The sequence below is a fragment of the Ruegeria sp. CDSA077 genome (assembly GCF_059612265.1).
In genome coordinates this window covers 700,748-715,346 of sequence record NZ_JBXWQG010000001.1, presented here as the reverse complement: position 1 = coordinate 715,346, position 14,599 = coordinate 700,748, and the positions used below count along the sequence as shown (strand labels likewise).

At 57.6% G+C, this 14,599-nt stretch carries 14 protein-coding genes; 5 read left to right on the top strand and 9 right to left on the bottom strand.

What is annotated here, in order from left to right; all coding sequences use genetic code 11:
• The first annotated feature begins 53 nt into the window (after positions 1-53).
• The gene (locus tag AC2FLE_RS03575) at positions 54-953 is read left to right on the top strand and encodes a MurR/RpiR family transcriptional regulator (protein WP_496695296.1); all 900 of its coding nucleotides are present in this window, start codon (positions 54-56) and stop codon (positions 951-953) included.
• Positions 954-1,005: 52 nt separating this feature from the next.
• Here the strand turns inward: AC2FLE_RS03575 and AC2FLE_RS03570 are convergent, their stop codons facing one another.
• The 5 genes from AC2FLE_RS03570 to AC2FLE_RS03550 form a co-directional block, all read right to left on the bottom strand.
• Positions 1,006-1,797: an FAD binding domain-containing protein gene (locus tag AC2FLE_RS03570; RefSeq protein ID WP_496695294.1), complete on the bottom strand. Its 792-nt coding sequence runs from the start codon at positions 1,795-1,797 to the stop codon at positions 1,006-1,008.
• A gap of 94 nt (positions 1,798-1,891) precedes the next feature.
• Positions 1,892-4,252 carry a xanthine dehydrogenase family protein molybdopterin-binding subunit gene (locus tag AC2FLE_RS03565; protein WP_281994691.1) on the bottom strand — a complete coding sequence of 787 codons (2,361 nt, stop codon included), beginning with the start codon at positions 4,250-4,252 and terminating at the stop codon, positions 1,892-1,894.
• Between the two features lie 54 nt (positions 4,253-4,306).
• The gene (locus AC2FLE_RS03560; RefSeq protein WP_142634109.1) at positions 4,307-4,792 is read right to left on the bottom strand and encodes a (2Fe-2S)-binding protein; all 486 of its coding nucleotides are present in this window, start codon (positions 4,790-4,792) and stop codon (positions 4,307-4,309) included.
• 147 nt (positions 4,793-4,939) lie between these two features.
• Positions 4,940-5,941 (bottom strand): molybdopterin-binding protein, encoded by a 1,002-nt coding sequence (locus AC2FLE_RS03555; RefSeq protein WP_496695292.1) that lies wholly within the window; start codon positions 5,939-5,941, stop codon positions 4,940-4,942.
• Positions 5,938-6,906, bottom strand: coding sequence for an XdhC family protein (locus tag AC2FLE_RS03550; RefSeq protein WP_496695290.1), 969 nt, complete (start codon positions 6,904-6,906; stop codon positions 5,938-5,940). The genes AC2FLE_RS03555 and AC2FLE_RS03550 overlap by 4 nt, the downstream gene beginning before the upstream one ends.
• Before the next feature lie 225 nt (positions 6,907-7,131).
• On the opposite strand from AC2FLE_RS03550, the gene AC2FLE_RS03545 reads away from it, so the two are divergent.
• Positions 7,132-7,632, top strand: coding sequence for a hypothetical protein (locus tag AC2FLE_RS03545; RefSeq protein WP_246097135.1), 501 nt, complete (start codon positions 7,132-7,134; stop codon positions 7,630-7,632).
• A 3-nt stretch (positions 7,633-7,635) separates the two neighbouring features.
• Here AC2FLE_RS03545 and AC2FLE_RS03540 read toward each other — a convergent pair whose 3' ends face one another.
• Together AC2FLE_RS03540 and AC2FLE_RS03535 are read right to left on the bottom strand one after the other, a co-directional pair.
• Entirely contained in the window at positions 7,636-8,892 is a 1,257-nt protein-coding gene (locus tag AC2FLE_RS03540) for a vWA domain-containing protein (protein WP_496695288.1), read from the bottom strand.
• Positions 8,892-9,800 (bottom strand): AAA family ATPase, encoded by a 909-nt coding sequence (locus tag AC2FLE_RS03535; protein ID WP_496695286.1) that lies wholly within the window; start codon positions 9,798-9,800, stop codon positions 8,892-8,894. Before AC2FLE_RS03535 ends, AC2FLE_RS03540 begins: the two co-directional genes overlap by 1 nt.
• Positions 9,801-9,961: 161 nt before the next feature.
• Here AC2FLE_RS03535 and pyrC point away from each other — a divergent pair, with 161 nt between their 5' ends.
• Positions 9,962-10,999 carry a dihydroorotase gene (gene pyrC / locus AC2FLE_RS03530; RefSeq protein WP_496695284.1) on the top strand — a complete coding sequence of 346 codons (1,038 nt, stop codon included), beginning with the start codon at positions 9,962-9,964 and terminating at the stop codon, positions 10,997-10,999.
• Here the strand turns inward: pyrC and AC2FLE_RS03525 are convergent.
• Entirely contained in the window at positions 10,996-12,291 is a 1,296-nt protein-coding gene (locus tag AC2FLE_RS03525; protein WP_496695283.1) for an MmgE/PrpD family protein, read from the bottom strand. The genes pyrC and AC2FLE_RS03525 overlap by 4 nt on opposite strands.
• 38 nt (positions 12,292-12,329) lie before the next feature.
• Positions 12,330-12,776 (bottom strand): type II toxin-antitoxin system RatA family toxin, encoded by a 447-nt coding sequence (locus AC2FLE_RS03520; RefSeq protein WP_142634123.1) that lies wholly within the window; start codon positions 12,774-12,776, stop codon positions 12,330-12,332.
• Positions 12,777-12,848: 72 nt separating this feature from the next.
• Here AC2FLE_RS03520 and hpt point away from each other — a divergent pair, with 72 nt between their 5' ends.
• Together hpt and AC2FLE_RS03510 are read left to right on the top strand one after the other, a co-directional pair.
• Entirely contained in the window at positions 12,849-13,388 is a 540-nt protein-coding gene (hpt, locus tag AC2FLE_RS03515; protein WP_496695281.1) for a hypoxanthine phosphoribosyltransferase, read from the top strand.
• Between the two features lie 179 nt (positions 13,389-13,567).
• A complete protein-coding gene (locus tag AC2FLE_RS03510; RefSeq protein ID WP_496695279.1) occupies positions 13,568-14,584 on the top strand; it encodes an alpha/beta hydrolase in 1,017 nt (338 codons plus the stop codon).
• Positions 14,585-14,599: the final 15 nt, after the last annotated feature.

Here is a 14,599-nt window from a genome sequence, read left to right as displayed (position 1 = left end):
TATGCAAGCGGCCTATGTTTTACACCTTCTTCTTTCATAACATATGTTTTTTCATGACAGAGACCCAACGCCAGCTGACAGATAACCTGAGGAAAAACATCGACCAGATGCCGCCCAGACTTCAGGCGGCAGCCAAATACATCATAGATCACCCCGCGGATTTTGGCCTCGACCCGATACGGGTAACTGCCGAGAAAATCGGTGTCAGTGCAAATGTCCTTGTCAGGCTTGCCCAGTATATGGGCTATGGTGGGTTTCAGGCCTTCCGCTCTCCGTTCCGTCAAAATCTGGCGACGGATAACGAAGAATTCCTTGGCGCTGCCTGGCAAACCCACATGCACGCTGAAGGAGCCCATGGTCAACTTCAAGCCAAGCTTGCCCGCAACGAACAGAATGTCGTTGTCAGGTCGCTGCGATTGATGAGGCCCGATACAGCGCATCTGGCCATTGAACATATACTCGGGTCCCGCCGATGCTTCGTAACAGCCACTCGTGCTAGTTACGCGCTGGCCTATTATTTCTCCTATAACGGGCGCATGGCGCACCCGGGCATTCAGTTGATCCCCCGCCACATTGGCTCGGCCACTGATGATCTGCTGGACGCGGATGACAAGGATTGCCTACTGGCAATCACCGTAAGCCCCTATTCGGCCGAAACGATAAAATCCGTGAGGTACGCCCGGGAAAAAGGACTTCGGGTCATCCTGATATCGGATAGCGAAGTAATTGCGCCGGGCGTTGAACCGGATGTCGCCTTTACCGTCAGCACAAGGTCACAACATCACACCTCGAGCTTTACCGGTGTCATGGCTGTGTTGGAATGTCTCATCGGCCATTTATTTGACGCTGGTGGCAAAACAGCAGCGCACCGCGTTGAGGCCTATCAAAAGGCGCGCGAAGATACCGGGGCCTATTGGCAGCCAAACAAGCTTCCGAAAATTCGCCGAAAATAGAAAAAGCCCCGAGGGACACACCCCGGGGCTTTGCGACTAAAAGCCGGTTTACTTACATGCAGGCCAGCACAGCCCGCTTGGTCATCACACTGACCAGATGCGCGCGATACGCTTTGCTGCCATGAAGATCGCCGATCATGTTGGCCGGGTTGATGTTCAGCCCCATCAACGCGTCCGGTCGGAATTCAGTATTCAGCGCCTGTTCTGCTTCGGACCAGCGGAACACCCCATCCTCGCTGGCGCCTGTGACCGCCACACGCACACCATCGGCGAACCGGGCCAGATAGACGCCCACCAACGCAAAGCGCGAGGCTGGCTGCAAGAACTTCTGATAGCTCGCGGCCTGTGGCACCGGAAAGCGGATGGATGTGATGATCTCACCCTCATCCAGTGCGGTCGAGAACATGCCATCAAAAAACGCATCTGCCGCAATCTGACGGGCGTTGGTCACGATCGTGGCCCCGGATCCGAGCACACCCGCCGGGTAACAGGCCGCCGGATCGTTATTCGCAACCGAGCCGCCAATCGTGCCGCGGTTGCGCACCGCCGGATCACCGATCTGACCGGCCAATGCGGCCAGCGCCGGGTATGATCCCGCTGCCTCTTGAGCAACAAATGCATGCGGCGTTACGCCACCGATAGAAACCGAACCGTCATCCCCAACACAGACGCCCTGCAATTCGGGAATTCCGCTGAGCGAGACGAGTGCCGATGGCGCCGCCAATCGTTGTTTCAGCGTCGGGATCAGGGTTTGCCCACCACCCAACGCCTGCGCATCCTCAGCCCCTAAAGCGGCAACCGCGTCGGCTATGGTCGAGGGTTTCTCAAATTCGAAATTGTACATTTCGTCTTCCTTTCCGAAAGGCGCTGATCCGCCCTTCATCTGGCTATAAATATCTCGGGGAGCGCGAGGGGTTGACCCCTCGCACCCCAACCTCTCACCCGTGCATCGCGGTCCAGACACGCGATGGACTCACCGGCATATCGATATGATCGATGGCTTTGCCGCCTGAATTCAACGCATCCAGCACCGCGTTGACCACCGCAGGTGGTGAACCGATTGCCCCGGCCTCACCACAGCCCTTCACACCCAACGGGTTATGCGTACATGGCGTCTGGCTCGAGTGGTCCACCGCATAGAACGGCACATCATCGGCACGCGGCATCGCATAGTCCATGAAGGATGCGCTCAGCAGCTGACCGTTTTCGTCATAGGCACAGTTTTCAAGCAATGCCTGACCGATGCCCTGACCGATGCCGCCATGCACCTGACCATCCACGATCATCGGGTTGACGATATTGCCAAAGTCATCAGCGGCGGTGAAGGCTTCGATGGTGACCCGGCCGGTTTCGGGGTCAACCTCGACCTCACAGGCATAGGCGCCAGCCGGGAAGGTAAAGTTGGCCGGGTCATAAAAGGCGGTCTCCTCCAGCCCGGGCTCGACCTCCAGCGGAAAGTTATGCGGCACATAGGCCGTCAGGGTGACATCACCCCAGGCCACCGACTTGTCGGTCCCTGCCACGCTGAACTGACCGTCCTTCAGCTCGATATCAGCCTCGGACGCCTCCAACAGATGCGCCGCGATCTTCTTGGCCTTGTCGATCACTTTCTCGGTTGCCTTTACCATCGCCGATCCACAGACCGCCAAAGACCGCGAGCCATAGGTGCCCATGCCAAACGGAATCTTCGACGTGTCGCCATGCACGATCTCGATCATCGACTCGTCGATACCGATCATGTCCGCCACAACCTGCGGGAAAGCCGTTTCATGCCCCTGCCCGTGGCTATGGGCACCTACCATGACGCTGATCGAGCCGGTGGCATTCACCCGCACAGTCGCCGCATCATACAGACCCGCACGGGCCCCCAGCATACCAACGATGTTCGAGGGCGCGATGCCGCAAGCCTCGATATAGCAGTTGACGCCCAGACCTCGCAGCTTGCCCTTGGCCTCGCTTTCAGCGCGGCGCGCGGCAAAGCCTGCCAGATCTGCAGCGGCCTCAAGCTTGTCCATCGTCCCATTATAATCGCCTGTGTCATAGGTCAGCGCCACCGGTGTGTCATAGGGGAACTGGGTGATGAAGTTCTGCCGGCGCAGGGCGATCGGATCGACACCCAGTTCACGCGCTGCCTTGTCCACGACCCGCTCCAACTGGAACGTCGCCTCAGGACGGCCCGCGCCGCGATAGGCATCCACCGGGACCGTATTGGTGAACATCGCCTTGACGTTGACCTGAATGACCGGCGTCTTGTAGTTGCCCGCCATCAGCGTCCCGTGCAGCCATGTCGGAACCGAGCTGGAGAAGGTCGACAGATACGCACCCATATTTGCATAGGTGTTGGTGCGCAGACCGATAAAGTTATTGTCCGCATCCAGCGCCAGTTCGATCTGTCCGACATGGTCGCGCCCATGCGCGTCAGACATGAACGCCTCGGACCGGCTCGAGGTCCATTTGACCGGGCGGTTACAAGCCTTGGCGGCGAAGGTGCAGAACGCCTCTTCGGCATAGTGGAAGATCTTGGTGCCAAAGCCGCCACCCACATCCGGCGCGACCACGCGAACCTTGTGTTCGGGCAGGCCCAGAACAAAGGCACACATCAACAGGCGGATCACATGCGGGTTCTGCGACGTGGTATAAAGTGTGTATTCTTCGGTGCCGCGGCTGTACTCGCCCACCGCCACACGCGGCTCCATCGGATTGGCAACCAGACGGTTGTTCACCAGATCCAGCGTGGTGACATGGGCCGCATTGGCAAAGACCTCATTGACCTTGGCATCATCGGTTTCGCCCAGCTGCCAATCATAGCAGATGTTGTTTTTCAGATCGTCATGGACCAGCGTCGCGCCTTCTTGCGCGGCGGCCTTCATGTCGATCACGGCGGGCAGCTCCTCGATATCAAGCTCGATCGCCTCAGCCGCGTCGCGGGCCTGTTCCAGGCTGTCGGCGACCACAGCAGCAATCGGATCGCCCACATGGCGCACTTTGCCCTGTGCCAAAATGGGATGCGGAGGTTCCTGCATCGGTGCGCCGTGCTTGTCGGTCACTTCCCAGCCACAGGGCATGCCGCCCACGCCTTCGAAATCCTTGCCGGTAAACACTTTGACCACGCCCGGCATGGCCTCGGCAGACGAAGTGTCGATACTGTTGATCCGGCCATGCGCGATGTCGGACCGCAGAAAATGCACATAGGCCTGGCCATGCACGTTGATATCGTCGGTGTAATTGCCTGCTCCGGTTAAAAAGCGCACGTCCTCGCGCCGTTTGGAACTGGCTCCGATGCCACTGTCTTTGGGCATTGCTTGTTCTCCTCCCTGAAAAAGAATTTTCGTCGAAAATTCTTTACGTCGGTATTACTCGGCAGCGATGCCGCTTACGTCCTGGCCCGATGCGGCCATGATCGCTTTGACAATGTTGTGATAGCCTGTGCAGCGGCACAGGTTGCCTTCCAGATACTTTCGAATCTCGGCTTCGCTCGGGCGCGGGTTCTCTTTCAGCAAGGCGGCGGCGCTCATCACCATGCCCGGCGTACAAAACCCGCATTGCAACCCGTGATGATCCTGAAACGCCTGCTGAATAACGTTCAAAGACCCATCCTCAGCGGCCTGGCCCTCAATCGTGGCGACTTCAGACCCGTCCGCTTCCAGCGCAAGCATGTTGCACGACTTCACCGCCGCGCCATTCACATGAACAACACACGCCCCACATTGCGCCGTGTCACATCCAACATGCGTTCCGGTCAGCGACAGATGATCACGTAAAAATCCAGACAACAACGTCCGACCCTCAACCTCTCCGCTAACAGACCTCCCGTTCACGGTCATGGTGACCTGTGTCATAAGTTCCTCCCATGTCATATTTTTCTCTGTCGAGTTAAACACGGGACTTATTGTTTGAGAACAAAAATTTCGCAGGGCGCCGTTTAGGACAGATCACAATGCCGAGCAAAGCGGCCTGATCTGGGCATTAAATTGATGTCAAACGCCTTACCGATTGATAGATGCGCGTGGCTGTGGCCGGGTCGGGATTTCCTTGAGCAATCCACCGACCCCCATACCTGCAATATGCGCCGCCGTAGTCTCAATCCCGCAGGCCACGCGCGACAAAACCCAATCCGCACCATTCAGTGCGGGAGAGCGCGCGCACCCCGGCAAACCGATTACGGGTCTGGCGTCCAGCAGACCGGTGAACAACAGGTTGCCCGGATCTACTGGCATTCCAAACCGATCCACCTGACCGCCTGCAACACGAACGGCCTGCGGCGCGACATCATGTGCATCCGAAGTTGCTGAGCCCGTCAAGATCAGGACAATATCCCCTTTAACACCCGTCAATGCAGCAGACAGCGCCTGAATCTCATGTGGCACCACCCGAATGTCATCCAAACCCATACCCAGGGCTTCGACACGCCCTCGGATTGCGGCAATACCCTTGTCGTTCGAAACACCTCCGGGGATGTCTGTGACGATCAGGCCAGCACTGCGAAACACCGGGCCGGACAGGCGCACCGCCCCTTGTGCCAGCGCCGAGGCACGCGCCACATCTTCGCCGGGGACGGCATAAGAAATGACTTTGATCGTCGCCACCATCCCGCCTGATCCCATCTGTTGATATCGGGGAACTGTGGCCACGGTAATCATTGGGTTAACCAAGTTGAACGCTTCCAGCGCCTGTACGTCCAGAACAGTGACTCCGGGGCCTCTCGCCAAGAGGTTAACGCGCCCTGTGAACGGCTCGGTGACGCGCAATCCCACGGTTGCCGGGTCCGGGGCCAAAGCCTCTGCCAACATCCGGGCAGCGTCGTTTTCGTGACAATCACCGGGTTCCAGCTGCGCAACAGTGACCGAGGTCAACCCGGCGGCGGCCATTTCATCCAGATGAGTTTGCGTGAGCAAAAGGCCCTTACGCAGCTTTGTGTCTTGGGCTTTCACTGAATGTGCCAGAATTGCACCAGCGGCCTCGCGCAAAGGAACCGAGCCAAACTTCATGCTTTGCCCCGCAACACCGCAGTCATTTCGGCCAATATTGAAATCGCAATTTCCGCGGGATCGGCGGCGCCGATATCCAAGCCTACGGGACCGTGAATCTGTGAAATCTGCCTTTCAGTAAATCCGGCTTCTTTCATCCGGGTGACGCGTTTCGCATGCGTTCGATTAGACCCCAGCGCCCCAATATAGAACACACCGGCTCTCAGGGCGGCCTCTAACGCGGGATCATCCAGTTTTGGATCATGGGTCAGCAAGACAACAGCCGTTCGCGCATCCATTCCAAGCTTTGCAACGGCCTCATCCGGCCAATCCGTCAGCACGGTTTCCTGAGGGAATCTTGCGGCGGTTGCAAACGCATCTCGCGGATCCACAATCGCAGGGTCGTACCCCGCAATTCGCGCCATCGGGACCAGGGCCTGAGCAATATGAACGGCCCCGACCACTATCAACCGCAAGGGCGGATTGTGGACCGAAACAAATGTCTTCGCATCCTCTTCGAAACCGGACCGGTCCATGCGCATGCGTTCGGGATAACGATCGCGCTGCAACGCACGGTGGCCGGATTCGATATTCACCTCATAAGCCACAGGCTCGCGCTGCGCGCGTGCAGCGACCAGATCGCGCAATATGCTTTCAGGAAGGACCGATCCAATAGGTTCGACCAGTACCCGAATTGTTCCGCCACAGGCCAGCCCGACCGCAAAAGCATCTTCGTCACTGACCCCGAATTCAAGTAGGCGCGCTTCACTCTCTTCGATCGCTTCCAACGCCTCGACGACAACCGCACCTTCGACACAACCACCCGATACTGACCCCTCAAAGCGGCCATCACCTGCTATCACAAGCTGAGCGCCAACACGTCTGGGGGCACTGCCCCAAGTCTGAACAACCGTAGCCAGCGCAACTGGCTTTCCCGTTTCATACCAATCCAGAGCAGTCTCGGGGCTGTTGTCGAATCTGTCCATATCGCCCTCCTGGCGTTTCCCGCACCAACATAGGCAGGTTTGGCAGGATGAAAAGTAAGCCATCAGGCTAACTCATGGGCCTTGAAAGAAATTCCAAATGCTATGCAAAGCCCCGCGGGTTTCAGCCGAACATCCCAAGCATTGATTGCCAGCCCTCCCGATTCTGACCTAAACGCGGATCATGCGCAGCTGTGACGCAGATTATTTTCAAAAGGAGACAGAGACTTGAAACACATTATTACACTCGGATCAGTATTGGGAATGCTAGCGGCGACAGTGGCCAGCGCAGATACCTTCCTGCGCTATGGCGAAGTGGACGGATGGAAAATCTTCATCGACGAAGACAAGAAATCCTGCCTGATCGAAGCTGTCGATGACGCGGAAAACGTGGTTCAGATGGGCCTGACCGAAGACCGCGGCGTGGGATATGTTGGCGTATTCACCAAAGCTGAAACCAACATCAAGCGTGGCGAAACCGAGGCTGTGGCGATCCTGCTGGGCGAAAACCTGTATCTTGGAGAAGCCACCGGCATGAAGGGCAACATCACCAAAGGCTATTCGGGTGGCTATGTGCTGTCGGATGACCCCAAGTTTGCCGAAGACCTTGCCAAACAGAAAGTTATGGTTGTGTTCCCCGAAAAGGAATTCGCCTTCACCGTTGATCTGACCGGTACGTACAAAGCGATGGAAATGGCGCGTAAGTGCAACGAAGAACAGCTTGGTTGAGACCTACTTCGAAAGCGCGGCCATCAACCGCGCTTTCTCACCCATGTCATCCGGTTTTGAGATGACTTTGGCCAGATCTTCCAGCGACGCAATGGAATGACCGGCCCGAAAGCTGTCAACATGGGGAAGCATCGCCGCCACCCCCTGCGCTTTTGGCGCAAAGCCATCCCAGCGCAACAAAGGGTTTAGCCAGATCAACCGGCGGGCTGACAGTTGCAGGCGCTGGATTTCTTTTCCAAGCACCTCGGGTTCGCCCCGATCCAGACCATCCGTAATCAACAACACCACCGCACCCTGCCCCAGAACCCGACGCGACCAGTCACGGTTAAAAGCGTGCAGGCATTCCCCGATCCGCGTGCCACCCTCCCAATCTTGCGCCTCGGCCCCTGCCGCCGACAGGGCAGCATCCACATCGCGTTGGCGCAGGTGCCGGGTGATATTCGTCAACCTCGTGCCGAAGGTAAACGCATGAACCTTGGCCCACCCCGCGCCCTTGACGTTTGAAACCGCATGCAGGAAATGCAGGATGATACGAGAGTACTGGCTCATAGATCCTGAAATATCGCAGAGAACGACAAGGTTCGGCCACCGTTGTTTCTGCTTCAAATACGCGATGTCCCGCAGTTCACCACCTTGCCGCATGGATGCGCGCAGCGTGCGGGCGCGGTCGATCCGATGCCCAAGGTGGCTGGCTTGGCCTCGGCGCGACTCGATTGGTTTTACCGGCAATTTCAGCTGTGCCAGAATGCGCTTGGCCAAGGCAATTTCTTCGGTGCTCATTTGCTCAAAGTCTAGATTGCGCAACCGTTCTTCCGAGGACGCGGTCCGCGACGCATCTATCTCCAGCTCAGTTTCTTCCTCGATGTCAGAGCTGTCAGGCAAGTCCCGTTCGACGCCGTCCAGCAGAGCCTCGGCCGCGCGTTTCTCTGCAGCTTCGGCCTTGCGCTCTTCCTGAACGCCGCGGATCGCGGGCAGCATCATGGACATCATGTGTTCCATGTAACGTGGGTCGCGCCAATACATGCGGAAAATCTGCGCAAATACTGCCCGATGCTCGGGTCGGGTCACGAAACAAGCGTGCAACGTCCAGTAAAAGTCGCGCTTCTCCGAGAAGCCCGCAACCTGAACCGCCCGGATCGCATCCACAACCCGCCCGGTGCCAATCGGCAGCCCTGCCTTGCGCAAAGCCCGCGCGAAATGAGTGATATTCTGCGCCAGTTTTGGGTTGTCGGGGATGTCGAGAGGGAGCTGTTCAGCCATCAGGCAGGTTCCAGCGACGCCTTGGCTTCATCCAGAATGCGTTTCGCCTCGGACCCTTGCAGTTGCTGGATATCGTCCTGATATTTCAGGATCGCCCCCAGCGTGTCGCCGATCACTTCGGGGCTAAGGTTGATGACGTCCAGCGCCAGTAGGCATTTGGCCCAGTCGATGGTCTCGGCCACTCCTGGTTTCTTGAACAGATCCTCTGTGCGCAGGAGTTGGACAAAGGCGACGACCTCTCGGCTTAGCGCCTCGGCGACCTCGGGGGCGCGGGCGTTCAGAATTTCAATTTCACGGTCAAAATCCGGGTAATCGACCCAATGGTACAGGCAACGGCGTTTCAGGGCGTCATGCACCTCTCGCGTTCGGTTCGATGTAACGACGACAATCGGTGGCTCCGACGCTTTGACAGTGCCCAATTCGGGGATGGTGACCTGAAAATCGCTGAGCGCCTCCAGCAGGAAGGCCTCGAACGGTTCATCCGTGCGGTCAAGTTCGTCAATCAACAGGACGGGAGCCCCGTTTTCATCCGGACGCATGGCCTGCAGCAACGGACGCTCGATCAGGTAGTCGTCAGAAAACAATTCGGTCTGCAACGAACCCCGGTCAGCGCCGCCCGAGGCTTCGGCAGTTCGGATCGCCACCATTTGCGCCGGAAAATTCCATTCGTAAACCGCCGAGGACGCGTCCAGCCCTTCATAACACTGCAGGCGGATCAGGCGACGGTTCAGACCAGCGGCTAGCGCTTTGGCAATCTCGGTTTTCCCGACGCCTGCCTCACCTTCTAGAAATAGCGGGCGGCCCAGTTTAAGCGACAAAAACACCACTGTCGCCAAAGCCCGGCCGCAAACGTACCCTTGCGAGCCTAGCATCTGCTGCACGGCATCAATGGAATCTTGCTGCGTCATGGAACCCTCTTTCTTTCATTGCTTAACAGGTCATGCAAGCGCGGGGGCGTCAAGGCCCCGGCCCCGCCACCCTGACGCCATAGCAGCAAAGGGGCGAAGTTTTTGCACCAGATCCTCACGGTTTGGTTGGTCTTTGGCCGAGGCTGTGCTAGCGGATGCGCATGACTGATACCCTCACCATTCGCCGCCCCGATGACTGGCATCTGCATTTGCGCGATGGCGCCATGTTGCAGGCCGTTCTGCCCGAAACCGCACGCCATTTTGCCCGTGCGATCATAATGCCGAACCTCGTTCCGCCAGTTGTGCGCGGCGATCAGGCCGCCGCATATCGTGACCGTATTCTGGCCGCCCTGCCCGAAGGCATGCCGTTCGAGCCGCTGATGACCTTGTACCTGACCGAAGACACCGACGCCGAGGATGTCGCCGCAGCCCATGCAAGTGGGCTGATCAAGGCCGTAAAGCTGTATCCCGCAGGCGCAACCACCAATTCCGCCTCGGGCGTGCGTGATTTCGACAAGGTCCGCCCGGTGCTTGAGAGAATGGCTGAGATCGGTCTGCCGATGTGTGTCCATGGTGAAGTCACCGATGCCGAGGTCGACATTTTCGACCGCGAAGAGGTTTTCATCGATACGATACTTGATCCACTGCGCCAGGCGACTCCTGGTTTGCGGGTGGTGATGGAACACATCACGACGGCTCAGGGTGCGATTTATGCGCAATCCGGTGGAGATGATCTTGCTGCAACAATCACGGCCCATCACCTGATCATCAACCGCAATCACATCCTGGTGGGCGGGATCAAACCGCATTACTACTGCCTACCCGTGGCCAAGCGCGAGACCCATCGCCAGGCTTTGATGAGCGCCGCAACTTCTGGGATGTCTTGCTACTTCCTTGGCACCGACAGCGCGCCGCACTCAGACGCGAACAAGGAAATGGCCTGTGGTTGCGCGGGATGTTTCACCGCCACAAACACCATGTCCCTTGTGGCCGAGATGTTTGACAAAGCCAGTGCGCTGGACAAGCTGGAAGGGTTCACATCATTGAACGGACCTGCGTTTTATGGCCTGCCGGTGAATAAAGAAACCATCACCCTTACCAAGGGCGACCCCGTTGAATATCCCGACAAGATCGAAACTGACGACGGCCCGGTAACAGTATTCGAACCCGGGTTCCCCTTGCACTGGCGCGTCGTCTAACGCGCCAGCATTTTCGCCAGATCACGGGTGCGGCCACCGGTACGCAGCATCGACCAGATCGCGTCTGCGTCCTCGGCACCGATCAGCTTGGCCGCCTTGCTTCTGACCCGATCTTCCCGGTCGGCCAATGTCATAGGGCCAAGCAAATCGTGGCTGGCCTGTTTACGTGCCCCATCGCGGCGCAGCAAAGACAGATCCGCTTGAGTTTCAGACAGCGTCTCATCGGCTTCGACTGAAATCCGGTCCCGCAGCGATTGCAGGCGCCTATCCGCACATACCTTATCCGAAAAACTGTCTGGCAAGGCTGTGTCATATCCCAGCGCTTGCATAGCAATTACCGTCCGGTAGGAAAACTTGGCCCCCAACCCGGTGGTCGGAGAGGTTTGATTACACACTGTCATCCAACGTGGGTGGGTCCTGATCCTGATCTCGGCTACTTCGGGCTCTGCAATATCCAGGTCACGTGCGGCCTCTAATGCGGCGTGCAACCCATGACAGCAGGCATGAAACTTATGGCTTACATCTTTGAACAGCCACGTCTCTCCAATTCCATCCAGAGCAGCGGCCTGTTCGGACTGACCCATATGAGTTGCACCAAAACCATAGGGCCCCTCAAGCGCATCCGAGTTGGGTTCAAACCCCTTGGACACCAACAGCGCAGCCTCAACCCCTGCAGCGGCAGCTAGCCCGGCATTATAGGGCTTTCCCATCGTGCCGAAATGAGCTTTCAGCCCTGCGGCGCGGGTGGCAGCCAGACCAAGAACCCGGCGCATCTTTTCCGTATTGAACCGCAGCACCCGGCCAGCGGCGACCGCCGCACCAAAGGCACCTGACGTCGCGGTCTGATGGAACCCGCCCTGGTAATGCGCACGCCCCAGCCAAAGCCCTACGCGGATCGAAACCTCCATCCCGACAAGAGCGGCCTCAAGGATATCGACAAGAATCCGGTCGTCCCAATCACAAAGGGCAAAGGCCGCAGGCATAACCGCGACCGAAGGGTGCCCGATATGCGCAAAATGCGTGTCATCATAATCCAAAGCGTGGGAAATGGTTCCGTTAACCAAACCAGCTGCCCTGACGGGAGCCAGCCCCCCGCCAAATAGATGGGCCTGCGGGTTGCCCCCTTCATCCAGAACCAGCGCGCGCACGGTCTGAGATACGGGTTCGCTAACACCGACGCGGCCAACAGCTACCCAATCCAGCGCAGACAGAGAGGTTACGAGACGGGCCTCTGACGAGGTCGCAACAGGCCCCGAGGCAAAATCGGCCAATGCTGTGGTAAAATCAGTCATGTGGCGCAGTCTAGCAAGCGCCGCTTTCGGGTAAAGACTTAGCTGTACAATTCCTCTGCCCGGCCCTCGAACGCCCTCACGATCCTGTGCATCGCCTCATTGAAGACCACTCCGATGATACCCTGAAGAATGGCATTCTTGAATTCGAAATCAACATGGAACGAAACGTTGCACCCGCCTTCTGCCGCGTCCTCGAAATGCCAGTCCGACTTCATGTATTTGAAGGGCCCATCCAGATATTCCGTGTCGATCCGGCGTTGTTCGGCAAACAGGGTAACCCGGCTGCCAAAGCGTTCGCGGAACACTTTGAACGAAATGATCAGGTCAGCTTCCATCACCTGTGCCTCTCCTGCTGCATATGAGCGTCGAATACGTGCAGCCGCACACCAGGGCAAAAACTCGGGATACTTTGCTACATCGGCAACCAGATCGTACATCTGTTGCGCAGTGTAAGGCAGGTGTCGCGTTTCCGAATGTATAGGCATGGCGTCCGGTTTTTGCAGGTGACAATGGCGCGTCATGTCGTATGTTGCGCGCCAAAGATCAAGGGGGCAGTGATGAGCCAGCGCGGATATGTGATTGATGAGATGATCTCGGCAAAGGCCATTGCCGCCAGGATCGAAGAACTTTGCCGCGAAATCACTGCCGAATTCGACGGAACCGACAAGCTGGTTGTTGTCGGCCTGCTGCGTGGTAGCTTTGTCTTTATCGCCGATCTGGTGCGCGAATTGGACTTGCCCATTGAAGTGGATTTCCTTGAGGCGTCATCCTACGGGGATGCGATGGAAAGCAGCCGGGAAGTCCGCATTCTAAAAGACCTGCGCGGCGCTATTGAGGGTCGCGACGTTCTGGTAGTCGAGGATATCGTCGACACCGGGCACACGCTGAACCATGTTACTCATCTGCTGCAAAGCCGCGATCCTGGAAAACTTCGCTCGATCGCACTATTGGACAAGCCCAGCCGGCGCGAAGTCGATTTCCGTTCGGACTGGATCGGGTTTGAAATTCCTGATGAGTTTGTCGTCGGCTATGGCATCGACTATGCACAGCGCAACCGCAACCTGCCTTTCATTGGCAAGGTCAGGTTCACCGAATAACCGCGGGTTGCCAGTCGCCGATTCCCAGAAACTCACAGATGCAGCGCAGGACCCGTTCAAGGGCGACCAGTAAGTGGTGCCAGGTTTCTCTGTTTCTTTTGGTTGACTGAAAGCCGGAAAACTGCGCCTTTTCATAAACTAATCCAATGTTCGGATGGCATCAGAAAAGAGGGCTCGAATTGAAAAACGCAATGCTCAGGACTGCCTCGCGCGCCATTTGTCGCCTGCCCGCGCCTGTCCTTCGCGTGCTGGGCGGCCCTCCGATCCAGAAAGATGGTCAGACCCTGGACCCCTTGATCAGCTACATCGTCAAGAATTTTTCGGACCCGCCCGGCGTTATCCCTCCGATCCAACAAAAGCGCTTGGATTACGACATCAAGGCCCATTGGCTGGCCTTTCCACTCAGCCCGGATGTGCCTATCACCAAACATGTCTTTAGTGGCCCAAACGGGCCCATAAATTGTGAAACCCATCGGCCCAATGGACTGCCCGAGAAAGCGCCTGTATTCGTTTTCTACCACGGCGGCGGATATGCGATGGGATCGCTCACGACGCATCGTGAGGTCTGCAACCGGATTGCATTCGAGGTCAACTGCGTCGTACTGGCCGTCGACTATCGCCTTTCGCCCGAGCATCAGTTCCCTGTCGGAATCATCGACTGTCTGGCCGCCTATGACGGGGTCGTTTCAGAAGCCGCCGAATTGGGATTCGACCCCGACCGGATTTCGATCGGAGGCGACAGTGCCGGGGGCAATATTGCGGCTGTTGTCGCTCAGCAGCGCAAGACCGCCGACCATCCGCCCAGGTTCCAGATGCTTTGGGTGCCTTGGGTCGATATGAGCAAACAGACGCGCTCCTATGAGCTGTTCGACCTTGGGTTCCTCCTCGAAAAGCCCGAGATGGAATGGTATACAGAACATTACCTTCGCACCGAAGCAGACGCTCTGGATCCCCTGGCCTCGCCTTTGCTTGGGGACGTCGAAGGAGTCTGCCCCGCAGCGCTGATGGTCGCCGGTTTTGACCCCCTGCGCGACGAAGGTCTCGCCTATGGCGAAAAACTGAAAGAAGCGGGCGTCAGGACGGACGTCCGGCTGAAAAAGAACCTGACCCACCCCTTTATTCACTTTGCCAAACACATCCCCGCTGCACGGGCCGCACATGATGAAGTGGTGCAGATCCTGCGCGAAAACATCTGACTGTCATGCAAACCA